Origin of the sequence: Pseudomonas sp. K2I15 (assembly GCF_002204795.1) — a bacterium.
In the GTDB taxonomy this organism is placed as follows: Bacteria; Pseudomonadota; Gammaproteobacteria; order Pseudomonadales; family Pseudomonadaceae; genus Aquipseudomonas.
In genome coordinates, this window is the sequence record NZ_NIXO01000021.1 from 1 (window position 1) to 16,193 (window position 16,193).

The following is a 16,193-nucleotide window of genomic DNA, read 5'->3' on the forward strand; positions in this document are numbered from 1 at the left end:
TTCTTGACGACCATAGAGCATTGGAACCACCTGATCCCATCCCGAACTCAGCAGTGAAACGATGCATCGCCGATGGTAGTGTGGGGTTTCCCCATGTGAGAGTAGGTCATCGTCAAGATTAAATTCCGAAACCCCTGATTGCTAACGCAATCAGGGGTTTTGTTTTGGGCGGTCGAAAGTATGGCGACGGTCTTCGGGCATCTTCAATGCTAAAGTCCTGCCTTTCTATGCAATGGCCTTATGCATGGCTATCATGCCTGCCTCATTGTGAGGCGAGACTTGCATGCTGACGTTGTTGAAACTTCTAAAAGATGGTCGATTCCACTCCGGGGAAGCGCTTGGTGCTGCCTTGGGGGTCAGTCGCAGTGCTGTATGGAAGCAGCTTCAGCATCTCGAGGCGGAATTGAATCTACCTATCCATAAAGTCCGCGGCAGGGGGTATCAGCTGGCGTCGCCTCTGGTGTTGTTAAATGCTGATGAAATTGCTCAGCATGTGCCGGCTCCTGCATGGCCTATTCATATCTCTGACTCCATTGACTCTACCAATGCCGAGGCATTGCGTCTTATCGAGGCGGGCCGCACTGCGCCGTTTCTTGTGCTTTCAGAGCAGCAGACTGCTGGCAGGGGGAGGCGAGGGCGAAAGTGGATCAGTCCTTTCGCTCAAAACGTCTACTACAGCCTTGTGTTGCGTATCGAGGGCGGTATGCGCCAGCTGGAGGGCCTAAGCCTGGTAGTCGGATTGGCGGTTATGCAGGCGCTGCGGGATGCAGGTGTTCGCAATGCCGGGTTGAAGTGGCCAAATGACGTTTTGGTGGGGAAGAAAAAGATCGCCGGGATTCTTCTGGAGCTGGTCGGTGATCCCGCCGATGTTTGCCATGTCGTCCTGGGTATCGGCATTAATGTGAACATGCAGAAGGCGGATGAGGTCGATCAGCAATGGACCTCTGTACAGCTGGAGACCGGTAGCGCTGTTGATCGTAACTACCTGGTAGCGCGTCTGGGCGTGCAACTGCAGGCTTATCTTGATCGCCACCAGGCTTCCGGCTTTTCCACTATCCAGGGTGAATGGGAGCAGAATCATTTATGGCAGGGTCGACCTGTATCGCTCATCGCAGGTGTGAATCAGATTGACGGAGTGGTATTGGGGATTGACGGGCAGGGCGCGTTACGGTTGAGAGTGGATGGTGTTGAGAAAGTATATAGCGGTGGTGAGCTAAGCCTGAGGTTGCGTGATGATTCTTGAGCTCGACTGTGGGAATAGCTTTATCAAATGGCGGGTGCTCGAGTCGGATAGGGCGCGCATCTTTGCAGAAGGCGTCGTTGGATCGGATGCCTCTCTGATCGACAGCCTGTTCGCGCTCACGGGGCTCGCCTTAAAGGATTGTCGTCTGGTGAGTGTTCGTGCCTCCGATGAGACGAATCAACTGGTCGCTACCCTGGTAGAGGCGTTTGGCGTCAAAGTCCTCTGTGCTGCTGCAGCAAGGCAGATGGGCGGGGTCCGGAACGGGTATGAAGACTTCGAACGCCTGGGCCTGGATCGCTGGCTAGCTATGTTGGGCGGTTTTCAGTTGGCGTCGGGCGCGTGCCTGGTACTCGATTTTGGTACCGCAGCAACAGCAGACTTCATTGCTGCGGACGGTGAGCACCTGGGAGGCTTTATTTGTCCCGGTATGCCGCTGATGCGTAACCAGCTTCGAACGCATACCCGCAAAATACGCTATGACGATATTGCCGCTGAGCGTGCCCTTGAGGCCCTGTCTCCGGGCCGCACAACCGTAGAGGCGGTAGAGCGCGGCTGCACGCTCATGCTGAGAGGGTTTGTGCTCACTCAGTTGGAGTTGGCTCGTAGCTATTGGGGGGGCGATTTCACTGTCTTCCTTACCGGTGGAGATGCTGAGCTGGTGGCGGATGCGGTGCCTCACGGAAGGCTCGTCCCTGATCTCGTTTTTGTTGGCTTGGCGATGGCGTGCCCTTTGTCCTGAGGTTTTTATGCGTTGGCTGTTTCTGCTTTTGCTGGTCCTCAATGTCTTCTATTACATCTGGCATCAACAGGAAGCCCCTCTGCGCGCTAAAGACGTCACGCCTTTGGCTCTCTATCGTGGCTCTCAGCAAGATATCCGGCTGTTAAGCGAATCGGCTGACGCGATGGTGCGGCGAGACAGGGGGAAGGCGCCTGAAGCACCGGCTACGTGCCTGTACATCGGTGGCCTGGCCGATCAGAAAGAGGTTCAGTCCGTTGAGCAGCGCCTCACAAGCCTGGACATCAAGGTCAAACTGCAATCTCTGAACCTGCCTGATGCTTCTGGATACTGGCTGCGAGTAGCCCCTGAAAGCAGGCGCCTGGCCGATGATCTGCCCTTTGAAAACCTTGCTAATGAATTCAATGAGTTAAAACATAAAATAATGCCGTGCGAAGGCATTGCAACCTTCGAATAGTTTGCATAGAATGGCGCCCGCTTCGCAGTGAAGACCTCTTGGGTCGACAGGGTGAAGCAACGGTCAATGCAGCTAACCTCATATTTTTAATGAGAAAATGCTTGACAGAAGGCTGGCATGATGTAGAATGCCGGCTCGCTTAGGAGGGGTTCCCGAGCGGCCAAAGGGATCAGACTGTAAATCTGACGTCTACGACTTCGAAGGTTCGAATCCTTCCCCCTCCACCATTTTAGCGTGAGCTGCAAGCTCCGCGGGTATAGTTTAGTGGTAGAACCTCAGCCTTCCAAGCTGATGATGCGGGTTCGATTCCCGCTACCCGCTCCAAGTTTGCAGGTTGTGCAGATTGTTTTGCTCTTGTAGCTCAGTTGGTAGAGCACACCCTTGGTAAGGGTGAGGTCAGCGGTTCAAATCCGCTCAAGAGCTCCATATAACAAGGCAGATATGAAAATATCTGCCTTTGTTTTAACAGCTGCCTCTGATTGATTCTACTCTCTCTCGTGATTTTGTTTGGGTAGGTTCGGGGTCTGCAGGGGTTTGTTGTTGTAAAGTCTTTTTCAGATCGGCATAATTGTCGGCCTGATTTTGTTTTAGGTCAGTAGCTCAATTGGCAGAGCGACGGTCTCCAAAACCGTAGGTTGGGGGTTCGATTCCCTCCTGACCTGCCAGATTCACTTGGTGTGTCTGGCTTTCTTTTCACAGGATCTTCATAGATGACTCCTAAGGCTGAAGCTCAAGGCTCTCGCTTCGATCTGCTCAAGTGGCTTGTAGTAGTCGCTATTGTGGTCGTAGGCGTTGTCGGCAACCAGTACTACTCTGCGTCGCCGATCCTGTACCGCGTCCTCGCATTGCTCGCCCTTGCTGCTGCTGCTGCCTTTGTTGGCCTGCAGACTGCCAAAGGCAAGTCGTTTGCGGTCTTGGTAAAGGAAGCTCGTACCGAGATCCGTAAAGTCGTTTGGCCGACTCGCCAAGAAACCACGCAGACCACGTTGATTGTGGTAGCTGTTGTTCTGGTTATGGCGTTGCTGTTGTGGGGTCTTGATTCCCTGCTCGGCTGGCTTGTTTCCTTGATTGTTGGCTAAGGGTGTCCCGTGGCTAAGCGTTGGTACGTTGTGCATGCTTACTCGGGTTACGAGAAGCATGTCATGCGCTCTTTGCTAGAGCGCGTAAAGCTGGCAGGCATGGAAGATGGCTTCGGCGAAATTCTGGTTCCCACTGAAGAAGTGGTTGAAATGCGTAATGGCCAGAAACGCAAAAGCGAGCGCAAGTTCTTCCCTGGCTACGTGCTGGTTCAAATGGACATGAATGAGGGTACTTGGCACTTGGTCAAGGACACTCCTCGCGTCATGGGTTTCATCGGCGGTACCGCTGATAAACCTGCTCCGATCACCGACAAAGAAGCAGAAGCAATTCTGCGTCGTGTTGCTGACGGCAGCGACAAGCCCAAGCCGAAGACGTTGTTCGAGCCGGGTGAGGTTGTTCGTGTCACAGATGGTCCGTTTGCAGATTTTAACGGCACTGTCGAAGAAGTTAACTACGAAAAGAGCCGGATCCAAGTGGCAGTGCTCATTTTCGGTCGCTCTACTCCGGTAGAGCTAGAGTTCAGCCAGGTCGAAAAAGTCTAGCTGAGCAAGCATCCCAACCCCGCAGCCTTAGGCTGTGGGGTTTTGTCGTCACTGGGATAAACGCGCAAGTAACCGGGGAGCCTTTCGAGGCGTTCGAACCCGTAATTGGAGTGCCTCATGGCCAAGAAGATTACCGCTTACATCAAGCTGCAAGTGAAGGCCGCTCAGGCCAACCCAAGCCCACCTGTTGGTCCAGCTCTGGGTCAGCACGGCGTGAACATCATGGAATTCTGCAAGGCCTTCAACGCCCGTACTCAGGGTATTGAGCCAGGTCTGCCGACTCCAGTGATCATCACTGTATACAGCGACCGTAGCTTCACCTTCGAAACCAAGTCGACCCCGGCTTCGGTTCTGTTGAAGAAAGCTGCTGGTCTGACTAGCGGTTCCGCTCGTCCTAACACCGTTAAGGTTGGCACTGTGACCCGTGCTCAGCTGGAAGAAATCGCGAAAACCAAAAACGCGGATCTGACTGCAGCTGATATGGATGCAGCCGTGCGTACCATCGCCGGTTCTGCTCGTAGCATGGGCCTTAACGTGGAGGGTGTGTAATGGCTAAGCTGACCAAGCGCCAAAAGGCTATCGCCGGTAAAATCGAAGCGGGCAAGTCCTACAACTTTGTAGACGCTGCTGCTCTGCTGACCGAGCTGTCGACTGTCAAGTTCAGCGAGTCTGTTGACGTTGCTGTAAACCTGGGCGTTGACCCACGTAAATCCGACCAGGTCGTTCGTAGCGCTACTGTGCTGCCACACGGTACTGGCAAGACTGTACGTGTAGCTGTCTTCACCCAAGGCCCAGCAGCTGAAGCTGCTCTGGCCGCCGGCGCCGATCGCGTTGGCATGGACGACCTGGCTGCCGAAATGAAAGGCGGCGACCTGAACTATGACGTCGTAATTGCTTCCCCGGATGCAATGCGCGTTGTAGGTCAGTTGGGTCAGATCCTCGGTCCACGTGGTCTGATGCCTAACCCTAAAGTTGGCACCGTAACTCCAGACGTAGCTACCGCGGTTAAAAACGCCAAGGCTGGTCAGGTTCGTTATCGCACCGACAAAAACGGCATCATTCACACCTCCGTTGGCAAAGTCGGCTTTGATGCCGTCAAGCTGAAGGAAAACGTTGAAGCCCTGATCGCTGATCTGAAGCGTATCAAGCCAGCTTCCTCGAAAGGTATCTACGTCAAGCGCGTTACCCTGAGCACCACTATGGGCCCAGGTCTGGTCATCGACCAAGGCTCGCTGGACGTATAAGACACAAATTGGTGCAAGTAATTGCGCCAGTTGAAAGATTGGGGTCCCTGCCTGGCGGGGGCTATCCAAGACCGTAGGCGACGCAAGTCTTAAACCACCAGCCTACGCAGATGGTGCTCCCGGTTCCTTACCGAATCAGACACCAAAACGACATCCGGCCCAGGCCAGATGAAACGGTAACAAGCAGGAGTTAAACCCGTGGCAATTAATCTCGAAGACAAGAAGGCCATCGTCGCTGAAGTCAACGAGGCTGCCAAAGCTGCTCTGTCCGCTGTCGTGGCTGATGCCCGTGGTGTGACAGTAAGCGCTATGACCGGACTCCGTAAAGAGGCTCGTGAAGCTGGCGTGTACGTACGTGTTGTACGTAACACCTTGCTCAAGCGCGCTGTTGCTGACACTGAATACAGTGTCCTCAACGACGTGTTCACTGGCCCGACTCTGATTGCGTTCTCCACCGATCATCCAGGCGCTGCTGCCCGTTTGTTCAAGGAATTCGCTAAGGGTAACGACAAGTTCGAGATCAAGGCAGCTGCGTTCGAGGGCAAGTTCCTCGCAGCTAACCAAATCGACGTACTGGCAACACTGCCGACCCGTAACGAAGCTATTTCTCAGCTGATGAGCGTGATTCAAGGCGCTACCAGCAAGTTGGCTCGTACTCTGGCCGCAGTTCGCGAGCAAAAAGAAGCTGCCGCAGCCTAAGGCTGAGCACTTCCTCTCGCGTATTTTTGTTTATTTCGATGGCCGCGTAGGCCGTCCCCCAATTCAGGAATTACAGCAATGTCTATCTCCCAAGACGATATCCTCAACGCCGTAGCTGAAATGTCGGTTCTGCAGGTTGTTGAGCTGATCAAAGCTTTCGAAGAAAAATTCGGCGTTTCCGCTGCCGCTGCTTCCGCTGGCCCAGCCGCTGTTGCTGCTGTTGCTGAAGAGCAAACCGAATTCAACGTTATGCTGTTGGAATCCGGCGAGAAGAAAGTAAACGTGATCAAGGCAGTACGTGAACTGACCGGTCTGGGCCTGAAAGAAGCCAAGGCTGTAGTTGACGCTGCTCCAAGCATGGTTCTGGAAGCTGTTGCGAAAGACGCAGCTGACAAAGCCAAGGCTGCTCTGGAAGAAGCAGGCGCTAAAGTCGAGCTGAAGTAAGCATCGACCTTGCGTCTCCAGCCCAAGCGTTAAGCTGAAGGCTGATGGCTGGTGGCTCTTGCCACCGGCCTTTTTCCGTTATTGGCAATCGACTCGGTCGTCGCCTCTAACGCGTTGTAACCACCCGATGCGGTGGCGCAAACCATGGGGTTTGCAAGATTTTCTGGCTGCTCCCGTCGGGAGGGGCCAAACAAGCAGGTGACCAAGCTGGGGAACGCTGATGGCTTACTCATATACTGAGAAAAAACGTATCCGCAAGGACTTTAGCAAGTTGCCGGACGTCATGGATGTCCCGTACCTTCTGGCTATCCAGCTGGATTCGTATCGTGAATTCTTGCAGGCGGGAGCGACCAAAGATCAGTTCCGCGACGTGGGCCTGCATGCGGCCTTCAAATCCGTTTTCCCGATCATCAGCTACTCCGGCAATGCTGCGCTGGAGTACGTCGGTTATCGCCTGGGCGAACCGGCATTTGATGTCAAAGAATGCGTGTTGCGCGGTGTTACGTACGCCGTACCTTTGCGGGTAAAAGTCCGTCTGATCATTTTCGACAAAGAGTCGTCGAACAAAGCGATCAAGGACATCAAAGAGCAAGAAGTCTACATGGGTGAAATCCCCCTGATGACTGAGAACGGTACCTTCGTTATCAATGGTACCGAGCGTGTTATCGTTTCCCAGCTGCACCGTTCCCCGGGCGTGTTCTTCGACCACGACCGCGGCAAAACGCACAGCTCCGGCAAGCTCCTGTACTCCGCGCGGATCATTCCGTACCGTGGTTCGTGGTTGGACTTCGAGTTCGACCCGAAAGACTGCGTGTTCGTACGTATCGACCGTCGTCGCAAGCTGCCGGCCTCGGTCCTGCTGCGTGCGCTCGGCTATACCACTGAGCAAGTGCTGGATGCCTTCTACACCACTAACGTATTCCACGTGAGTGGCGAAACCCTGAGTCTGGAACTGGTGCCTCAGCGCCTGCGCGGTGAGATTGCCGTTCTGGATATCCAGGACGAAAAAGGCAAGGTCATCGTTGAAGCCGGCCGCCGTATTACCGCGCGCCACATCAACCAGATCGAAAAGGCCGGTATCAAGACGCTGGAAGTGCCTCTGGACTACGTCCTGGGTCGCACCACCGCCAAGGTCATCGTGCACCCGGCCACCGGCGAAATCCTGGCTGAATGCAACACCGAGCTGAACACTGAGATTCTGGGCAAGATCGCCAAGTCCCAGGTTGTTCGCATCGAGACCCTGTACACCAACGACATCGACTGCGGTCCGTTCGTCTCCGACACCCTGAAGATCGACTCCACCAGCAACCAATTGGAAGCGCTGGTCGAGATCTATCGCATGATGCGTCCTGGCGAGCCACCAACCAAAGACGCTGCCGAAACCCTGTTTAACAACCTATTCTTCAGCCCTGAGCGCTATGACCTGTCTGCGGTCGGCCGGATGAAGTTCAACCGTCGTATCGGTCGTACCGAGATCGAAGGTTCGGGCGTGTTGTGCAAGGAAGACATCGTCGCGGTACTGAAGACCCTGGTCGACATCCGTAACGGTAAAGGCATCGTCGATGACATCGACCACCTGGGTAACCGTCGTGTTCGCTGTGTAGGCGAAATGGCCGAGAACCAGTTCCGTGTTGGCCTGGTACGTGTTGAGCGTGCGGTCAAAGAGCGTCTGTCGATGGCTGAAAGCGAAGGCTTGATGCCGCAAGACCTGATCAACGCCAAGCCAGTGGCTGCAGCGGTGAAAGAGTTCTTCGGTTCCAGCCAGCTCTCGCAGTTCATGGACCAGAACAACCCGCTCTCCGAGATCACCCACAAGCGCCGTGTTTCCGCACTGGGCCCGGGCGGTCTGACTCGTGAGCGTGCAGGCTTTGAAGTTCGTGACGTACACCCGACTCACTACGGTCGTGTGTGCCCAATTGAAACGCCGGAAGGTCCGAACATCGGCCTGATCAACTCCCTGGCCGCTTATGCGCGCACCAACCAGTACGGTTTCCTCGAGAGCCCGTACCGTGTGGTGAAAGACGCACTGGTCACCGACGAGATCGTGTTCCTGTCTGCCATCGAAGAAGCTGATCACGTGATCGCTCAGGCTTCGGCCACGATGAACGACAAGAAAATGCTGATCGACGAGCTGGTAGCTGTTCGTCACTTGAACGAGTTCACCGTCAAGGCGCCGGAAGACGTCACCTTGATGGACGTGTCGCCGAAGCAGGTAGTTTCGGTTGCAGCGTCGTTGATCCCGTTCCTGGAACACGATGACGCCAACCGTGCGTTGATGGGTTCCAACATGCAGCGTCAAGCTGTACCCACCCTGCGCGCTGACAAGCCGCTGGTAGGTACTGGCATGGAGCGTAACGTAGCCCGTGACTCCGGCGTTTGCGTCGTGGCTCGTCGTGGCGGCGTGATCGACTCCGTTGATGCCAGCCGTATCGTGGTTCGTGTTGCCGATGACGAAGTTGAAACTGGCGAAGCCGGTGTCGACATCTACAACCTGACCAAATACACCCGCTCCAACCAGAACACCTGCATCAACCAGCGTCCGCTGGTGAGCAAGGGTGATCGGGTTCAGCGCAGCGACATCATGGCAGACGGTCCGTCCACCGATATGGGTGAGCTGGCACTGGGTCAGAACATGCGCATCGCGTTCATGGCCTGGAACGGTTACAACTTCGAAGACTCCATCTGCCTGTCCGAGCGTGTGGTTCAGGAAGATCGCTTCACCACGATCCACATTCAGGAACTGACCTGTGTGGCGCGTGACACCAAGCTTGGGCCAGAGGAAATCACTGCAGACATCCCGAACGTGGGTGAAGCTGCACTGAACAAGCTGGACGAAGCCGGTATCGTTTACGTAGGTGCTGAAGTTGGCGCAGGCGACATCCTGGTTGGTAAGGTCACCCCGAAAGGCGAGACCCAGCTGACTCCGGAAGAGAAGCTGTTGCGTGCCATCTTCGGTGAAAAAGCCAGCGACGTTAAAGACACTTCCCTGCGCGTACCTACCGGTACCAAGGGCACTGTCATCGACGTACAGGTCTTCACCCGTGACGGCGTTGAGCGTGATGCTCGTGCACTGTCCATCGAGAAGACCCAACTCGACGAGATCCGCAAGGACCTGAACGAAGAGTTCCGTATCGTTGAAGGCGCGACCTTCGAGCGTCTGCGTTCCGCACTGGTAGGCCACAAGGCTGAAGGCGGCGCAGGCCTGAAGAAAGGTCAGGACATCACCGACGAAGTACTCGACGGTCTTGAGCACGGCCAGTGGTTCAAACTGCGCATGGCTGAAGATGCTCTGAACGAGCAGCTCGAGAAGGCTCAGGCCTACATCGTTGATCGTCGCCGTCTGCTGGACGACAAGTTCGAAGACAAGAAGCGCAAACTGCAGCAGGGCGATGACCTTGCTCCAGGCGTGCTGAAAATCGTCAAGGTTTACCTGGCAATCCGTCGCCGCATCCAGCCGGGCGACAAGATGGCCGGTCGTCACGGTAACAAAGGTGTGGTCTCCGTGATCATGCCGGTTGAAGACATGCCGCACGATGCCAATGGCACACCGGTCGACGTCGTCCTCAACCCGTTGGGCGTACCTTCGCGTATGAACGTTGGTCAGATCCTCGAAACCCACCTGGGCCTCGCGGCCAAAGGTCTGGGCGAGAAGATCAATCGTATGATCGAAGAGCAGCGCAAGGTCGCAGACCTGCGTAAGTTCCTGCACGAGATCTACAACGAGATCGGCGGTCGCAACGAAGAGCTGGACACCTTCACCGACCAGGAAATCCTGGATCTGGCGAAGAACCTGCGCGGCGGCGTTCCAATGGCTACCCCGGTGTTCGACGGTGCCAAGGAAAGCGAAATCAAGGCCATGCTGAAACTGGCAGACTTGCCAGAAAGCGGCCAGATGCAGCTGTTCGACGGCCGTACCGGCAACAAGTTTGAGCGCCCGGTTACTGTTGGCTACATGTACATGCTGAAGCTGAACCACTTGGTAGACGACAAGATGCACGCTCGTTCTACCGGTTCGTACAGCCTGGTTACCCAGCAGCCGCTGGGTGGTAAGGCTCAGTTCGGTGGTCAGCGTTTCGGGGAGATGGAGGTCTGGGCACTGGAAGCATACGGTGCTGCTTACACTCTGCAAGAAATGCTCACAGTGAAGTCGGACGATGTGAACGGTCGGACCAAGATGTACAAAAACATCGTGGACGGCGATCACCGTATGGAGCCGGGCATGCCCGAGTCCTTCAACGTGTTGATCAAAGAAATTCGTTCCCTCGGCATCGATATCGATCTGGAAACCGAATAACACGTGACGCGAATCGAGAGCGGGGCTGTTTAGCCCGCTCTCTGCTCCGCCAGGAGGAAAGGCCTTGAAAGACCTACTGAATTTGCTGAAAAACCAGGGTCAAGTCGAAGAGTTCGACGCCATCCGTATTGGATTGGCATCGCCTGAGATGATCCGTTCGTGGTCGTTCGGTGAAGTTAAAAAGCCGGAAACCATCAACTACCGTACGTTCAAACCAGAACGTGACGGCCTGTTCTGCGCCAAGATCTTTGGCCCGGTAAAGGATTACGAGTGCCTGTGCGGTAAGTACAAGCGCTTGAAGCACCGTGGTGTGATCTGCGAGAAGTGCGGCGTTGAAGTTGCACTGGCCAAGGTTCGTCGTGAGCGCATGGCGCACATCGAACTGGCTTCGCCGGTTGCCCACATCTGGTTCCTGAAATCGCTGCCGTCCCGTATCGGCTTGCTGATGGACATGACCCTGCGTGATATCGAACGCGTTCTCTACTTCGAGAGCTATGTCGTTATCGATCCAGGCATGACCACCCTTGAAAAAGGTCAGTTGCTCAACGACGAGCAGTACTTCGAAGCGCTGGAAGAGTTCGGCGACGATTTCGATGCCCGCATGGGTGCCGAAGCTGTCCGCGAACTGCTGCACGCTATCGACCTGGAACACGAGATTGGCCGTCTGCGTGAAGAAATTCCGCAAACCAACTCCGAAACCAAGATCAAGAAGCTGTCCAAGCGTCTGAAGTTGATGGAGGCCTTCCAGGGTTCCGGCAACTTGCCAGAGTGGATGGTGCTGACCGTTCTGCCGGTTCTGCCGCCAGACCTGCGTCCGCTGGTACCGTTGGATGGCGGTCGCTTCGCGACTTCCGACCTCAACGACCTGTACCGTCGCGTGATCAACCGTAACAACCGCTTGAAGCGTCTGCTCGATCTGTCCGCTCCGGACATCATCGTGCGCAACGAAAAGCGTATGTTGCAAGAAGCTGTCGATGCCCTGCTCGACAACGGTCGTCGTGGCCGCGCTATCACCGGTTCCAACAAGCGTCCTCTGAAATCCTTGGCTGACATGATCAAGGGTAAGCAAGGTCGTTTCCGTCAGAACTTGCTCGGTAAGCGTGTTGACTACTCCGGTCGTTCGGTAATTACCGTAGGCCCGACCCTGCGTCTGCACCAGTGCGGTCTGCCGAAGAAGATGGCTCTCGAGCTGTTCAAGCCGTTCATTTTCGGCAAGCTGGAAATGCGTGGTCTGGCGACCACCATCAAAGCTGCCAAGAAAATGGTCGAGCGCGAACTGCCAGAGGTTTGGGACGTTCTCGCTGAAGTGATCCGTGAACACCCGGTTCTCCTCAACCGTGCACCGACCCTTCACCGTCTGGGTATCCAGGCGTTTGAACCGGTACTGATCGAAGGTAAGGCTATCCAGCTGCACCCTCTGGTCTGTGCTGCGTACAACGCCGACTTCGACGGCGACCAAATGGCCGTGCACGTACCGCTGACACTGGAAGCCCAGTTGGAAGCGCGTGCGTTGATGATGTCGACCAACAACATTCTGTCGCCAGCCAACGGTGAGCCAATCATCGTTCCGTCGCAGGACGTTGTATTGGGTCTGTACTACATGACTCGTGAAGCGATCAACGCCAAGGGCGAAGGTCGTGTGTTCGCGGATCTGCAGGAAGTTGACCGTGTGTTCCGTGCCGGCGAAGCCGCACTGCATGCAAAGGTTAAAGTGCGCATCCACGAAACCATCAACGATCGTGACGGTGGCAGCGTCAAGAACACCCGTATCGTCGACACCACTGTCGGCCGTGCGCTGTTGTTCCAGGTTGTTCCACCTGGCCTGTCGTACGATGTAGTCAACCAGCCAATGAAGAAAAAGGCGATCTCCAAGCTGATCAACCAGTGCTACCGCGTGGTTGGTTTGAAAGAGACCGTTATCTTCGCTGACCAGTTGATGTACACCGGTTTTGCTTATTCGACCATTTCCGGCGTTTCCATCGGTGTTAACGACTTCGTTATCCCGGACGAGAAAGCCGCCATCATCGGTGCTGCTACCGATGAAGTGAAAGAGATCGAAAGCCAGTACGCCTCCGGCCTGGTAACCCAGGGCGAGAAGTACAACAAAGTGATCGACCTTTGGTCCAAGGCCAACGACGAAGTGTCGAAGGCGATGATGTCGAACCTCTCGAAAGAGCGCGTTATCGACCGTCATGGCGTAGAAGTCGATCAAGAGTCGTTCAACTCGATGTACATGATGGCCGACTCGGGCGCACGGGGTTCTGCTGCGCAGATCCGTCAGCTCGCCGGTATGCGTGGCCTGATGGCCAAGCCGGACGGTTCCATCATCGAAACGCCGATTACTGCGAACTTCCGTGAAGGTTTGAGCGTACTTCAGTACTTCATCTCGACTCACGGTGCTCGTAAAGGTCTGGCGGATACCGCGTTGAAAACCGCTAACTCCGGTTACCTGACTCGTCGTCTGGTAGACGTTGCGCAAGACTTGGTTGTGACTGAAGTTGACTGCGGTACCGAACACGGTCTGCTGATGACTCCGCACATCGAAGGCGGCGACGTTGTAGAGCCGTTGGGTGAGCGCGTACTGGGTCGAGTAATCGCCCGTGACGTATTCAAGCCAGGCACCGAGGAAATCATCGTTCCTGCTGGCACCTTGGTAGACGAGAAGTGGGTCGAGTTCATTGAACTCAACAGCATCGACGAAGTGATTGTTCGCTCGCCGATCAGTTGCGAAACCCGCTACGGCATTTGCGCCAAGTGCTACGGCCGTGACTTGGCTCGTGGTCACCAGGTGAACATCGGTGAAGCGGTCGGCGTTATCGCTGCCCAGTCCATCGGTGAGCCGGGTACCCAGCTGACCATGCGTACGTTCCACATCGGTGGTGCGGCAAGCCGGACCTCCGCAGCCGACAGCGTTCAGGTGAAGAATGGCGGTACCGTCCGTCTGCACAACCTGAAGCACGTTGAGCGAGTGGATGGCCACCTGGTTGCTGTGTCCCGTTCCGGTGAGCTGGCAATCGCTGATGACTACGGTCGTGAGCGTGAGCGTTACAAGCTGCCGTACGGTGCTGTGATTTCGGTTAAAGAAGGTGACAAGGTCGACGCTGGCGCAATCGTGGCCAAGTGGGATCCGCACACTCACCCAATCGTTACCGAAATGAAAGGTACCGTGACCTACGTGGGCATGGAAGAAGGCATCACGATCAAGCGTCAGACTGACGAATTGACCGGTATGACCAACATTGAAGTACTCGACGCCAAAGACCGTCCAGCAGCAGGCAAAGATATTCGTCCTGCTGTGAAAATGGTTGATGACAACGGCAAGGATCTGTTGCTGCCAGGCACTGACGTTATCGCTCAGTACTTCCTGCCAGCCAACGCCCTGGTCGGTGTTGCGGATGGTGCGAAGATCGCGATCGGTGATGTTATCGCTCGTATCCCGCAAGAAACTTCGAAGACCCGTGACATCACCGGTGGTCTGCCACGTGTTGCCGACTTGTTCGAAGCTCGTCGTCCGAAAGAAGCGTCGATTCTGGCTGAAGTCAGCGGCACCATCGCGTTCGGTAAAGAGACCAAAGGCAAGCGCCGTCTGGTCATTACCCCGAACGATGGTAGCGATCCGTACGAAGAGCTGATTCCGAAGTGGCGTCACCTGAACGTCTTCGAAGGCGAACAGGTAAACCGCGGCGAAGTTATCTCCGACGGCCCGAGCGATCCACACGACATCCTGCGTCTGCTGGGTGTGAGTGCGCTGGCCAAGTACATCGTTAACGAGATCCAGGACGTTTACCGTCTGCAAGGCGTGAAGATCAACGATAAGCACATCGAGACCATCCTGCGTCAGATGCTGCGTAAAGTTGAAATCGCTGAATCCGGCGATTCGAGTTTCATCAAGGGCGACCAGATGGAACTGACTCACGTACTGGTAGAGAACGAACGTCTGGCTGGCGACGAGAAATTCGTTTCCAAATTCACTCGTGTGTTGCTGGGTATCACCAAGGCGTCGTTGTCCACTGAGTCGTTCATCTCGGCGGCCTCCTTCCAGGAGACCACTCGTGTACTGACCGAAGCAGCGGTAACCGGCAAGCGCGATTACCTGCGCGGCCTGAAAGAAAACGTGGTTGTGGGTCGTCTGATCCCGGCCGGTACCGGCTTGGCCTACCACAGCGAGCGTAAGCGTCGCCGTGAACTCGACAAGCCGCTGCGCGTAAGCGCCAGTGAAGTGGAAGCTGCACTGACCGAAGCGCTGAACTCAAGCGGTAACTGAGTTCTGCGGTAAATAAGACCGGGCCCTGGCAGCCCCGTTCGTCGGATCGAGACAGATTTGTCCCGGTTCGATGGAGGGGGAGGTCGGGGCCTTGCCTTGACTGGGGACAAGATCCTCTTTAGACTCTTGTACCCCTAAATTTGGCGGGAATTCGTTCCTGCCATTTTGCTTTTCTTGCAAGACAATAGCGTCGCAAGACAACAGTGGAGCTAGTAGATGGCAACTATCAACCAGCTGGTACGTCAGCCGCGTAAGCGTATCGTCGAGAAATCCGACGTGCCTGCGCTGCAGAACTGCCCGCAACGTCGTGGCGTATGCACTCGCGTGTATACTACTACGCCGAAAAAACCTAACTCGGCACTGCGTAAAGTATGCCGTGTGCGCCTGACCAACGGTTTCGAGGTTTCCTCGTACATCGGCGGTGAAGGCCACAACCTGCAAGAACACAGCGTGGTACTGATCCGCGGCGGTCGTGTAAAAGACTTGCCAGGTGTTCGTTACCACACCGTACGCGGCTCCTTGGATACTTCCGGCGTTAAAGGTCGTAACCAGGGTCGTTCGAAGTACGGTACCAAGAAGCCTAAGTAGTAGCGGCTTTTTGTAAAACTGAATCATCTTATTTTCTGAGTCGATAAGAGTAAGGTCGGAGGCGTCCCGAAAGGGCACTAATTCCGAGCGAACCTGAAGACCGTTTGAGGGCTTATCCATGCCAAGAAGACGCGTAGCAGCCAAGCGCGAAGTGCTTGACGATCCAAAATACGGAAGCCAAATTCTGGCCAAGTTCATGAACCACGTGATGGAGAGCGGCAAGAAAGCCGTTGCCGAGCGTATCGTTTATGGCGCGCTGGAAAAGGTTAAAGAACGCAAGAACAGCGACCCCCTGGAAATCTTCGAGAAAGCTCTCGACGCCATCGCTCCGCTGGTCGAAGTGAAGTCGCGCCGTGTAGGCGGTGCTACTTACCAGGTTCCGGTTGAAGTTCGCCCGTCCCGTCGTAACGCTTTGGCAATGCGCTGGTTGGTAGACTTCGCCCGTAAGCGCGGCGAGAAGTCTATGGCCCTGCGTTTGGCTGGCGAACTGTTGGACGCTGCTGAAGGTAAAGGTGCTGCTGTTAAGAAGCGTGAAGACGTGCACCGTATGGCTGAAGCTAACAAAGCTTTCTCGCACTACCGCTTCTAATTCTAGCTTCACT

13 protein-coding genes, 4 tRNA genes and 1 rRNA gene are annotated in these 16,193 nt (G+C 55.3%); all 18 read left to right on the forward strand.

Annotated elements, in window-relative coordinates; genetic code table 11:
* Positions 1-2 precede the first annotated feature (2 nt).
* The 18 genes from rrf to rpsG all read left to right on the forward strand — a co-directional run bounded on the left by rrf (position 3) and on the right by rpsG (position 16,180).
* A 5S ribosomal RNA gene (gene rrf / locus CEC48_RS14535) occupies positions 3-118 on the forward strand.
* A gap of 165 nt (positions 119-283) precedes the next feature.
* Complete coding sequence (gene birA / locus CEC48_RS14540; protein WP_088424403.1) at positions 284-1,243, forward strand: bifunctional biotin--[acetyl-CoA-carboxylase] ligase/biotin operon repressor BirA; 960 nt, start codon at positions 284-286, stop codon at positions 1,241-1,243.
* Positions 1,233-1,982 carry a pantothenate kinase gene (locus tag CEC48_RS14545; RefSeq protein ID WP_088424404.1) on the forward strand — a complete coding sequence of 250 codons (750 nt, stop codon included), beginning with the start codon at positions 1,233-1,235 and terminating at the stop codon, positions 1,980-1,982. Before birA ends, CEC48_RS14545 begins: the two co-directional genes overlap by 11 nt.
* Positions 1,983-1,989: 7 nt before the next feature.
* The gene (locus CEC48_RS14550) at positions 1,990-2,436 is read left to right on the forward strand and encodes a hypothetical protein (protein WP_088424405.1); all 447 of its coding nucleotides are present in this window, start codon (positions 1,990-1,992) and stop codon (positions 2,434-2,436) included.
* A 142-nt stretch (positions 2,437-2,578) separates the two neighbouring features.
* Positions 2,579-2,663: transfer RNA gene (locus tag CEC48_RS14555), tRNA-Tyr, on the forward strand.
* Between the two features lie 23 nt (positions 2,664-2,686).
* Positions 2,687-2,760, forward strand: a tRNA-Gly gene (locus tag CEC48_RS14560).
* 26 nt (positions 2,761-2,786) lie between these two features.
* A tRNA-Thr gene (locus CEC48_RS14565) sits at positions 2,787-2,862 on the forward strand.
* Positions 2,863-3,025: 163 nt separating this feature from the next.
* Positions 3,026-3,101, forward strand: a tRNA-Trp gene (locus CEC48_RS14570).
* Between the two features lie 45 nt (positions 3,102-3,146).
* Positions 3,147-3,515, forward strand: a complete 369-nt coding sequence (gene secE / locus CEC48_RS14575) for a preprotein translocase subunit SecE (protein ID WP_088424406.1) — start codon at positions 3,147-3,149, stop codon at positions 3,513-3,515.
* A gap of 9 nt (positions 3,516-3,524) precedes the next feature.
* Positions 3,525-4,058: a transcription termination/antitermination protein NusG gene (nusG, locus tag CEC48_RS14580; RefSeq protein WP_003176436.1), complete on the forward strand. Its 534-nt coding sequence runs from the start codon at positions 3,525-3,527 to the stop codon at positions 4,056-4,058.
* Positions 4,059-4,175: 117 nt separating this feature from the next.
* Positions 4,176-4,607, forward strand: coding sequence for a 50S ribosomal protein L11 (rplK, locus tag CEC48_RS14585; protein ID WP_003210097.1), 432 nt, complete (start codon positions 4,176-4,178; stop codon positions 4,605-4,607).
* Positions 4,607-5,302: a 50S ribosomal protein L1 gene (rplA, locus tag CEC48_RS14590; protein ID WP_003176434.1), complete on the forward strand. Its 696-nt coding sequence runs from the start codon at positions 4,607-4,609 to the stop codon at positions 5,300-5,302. Before rplK ends, rplA begins: the two co-directional genes overlap by 1 nt.
* A 198-nt stretch (positions 5,303-5,500) precedes the next feature.
* Positions 5,501-6,001 carry a 50S ribosomal protein L10 gene (rplJ, locus tag CEC48_RS14595; RefSeq protein ID WP_088424407.1) on the forward strand — a complete coding sequence of 167 codons (501 nt, stop codon included), beginning with the start codon at positions 5,501-5,503 and terminating at the stop codon, positions 5,999-6,001.
* Positions 6,002-6,079: 78 nt separating this feature from the next.
* Positions 6,080-6,445 (forward strand): 50S ribosomal protein L7/L12, encoded by a 366-nt coding sequence (gene rplL, locus CEC48_RS14600; RefSeq protein WP_088424408.1) that lies wholly within the window; start codon positions 6,080-6,082, stop codon positions 6,443-6,445.
* 220 nt (positions 6,446-6,665) lie between these two features.
* Complete coding sequence (rpoB, locus tag CEC48_RS14605; protein ID WP_076016468.1) at positions 6,666-10,739, forward strand: DNA-directed RNA polymerase subunit beta; 4,074 nt, start codon at positions 6,666-6,668, stop codon at positions 10,737-10,739.
* 64 nt (positions 10,740-10,803) lie between these two features.
* Entirely contained in the window at positions 10,804-15,003 is a 4,200-nt protein-coding gene (rpoC, locus tag CEC48_RS14610; protein ID WP_076016467.1) for a DNA-directed RNA polymerase subunit beta', read from the forward strand.
* Between the two features lie 216 nt (positions 15,004-15,219).
* Positions 15,220-15,591 (forward strand): 30S ribosomal protein S12, encoded by a 372-nt coding sequence (gene rpsL, locus CEC48_RS14615; RefSeq protein ID WP_002555494.1) that lies wholly within the window; start codon positions 15,220-15,222, stop codon positions 15,589-15,591.
* 118 nt (positions 15,592-15,709) lie between these two features.
* The gene (rpsG, locus tag CEC48_RS14620) at positions 15,710-16,180 is read left to right on the forward strand and encodes a 30S ribosomal protein S7 (RefSeq protein WP_002555493.1); all 471 of its coding nucleotides are present in this window, start codon (positions 15,710-15,712) and stop codon (positions 16,178-16,180) included.
* The last annotated feature ends 13 nt before the right edge of the window (positions 16,181-16,193 follow it).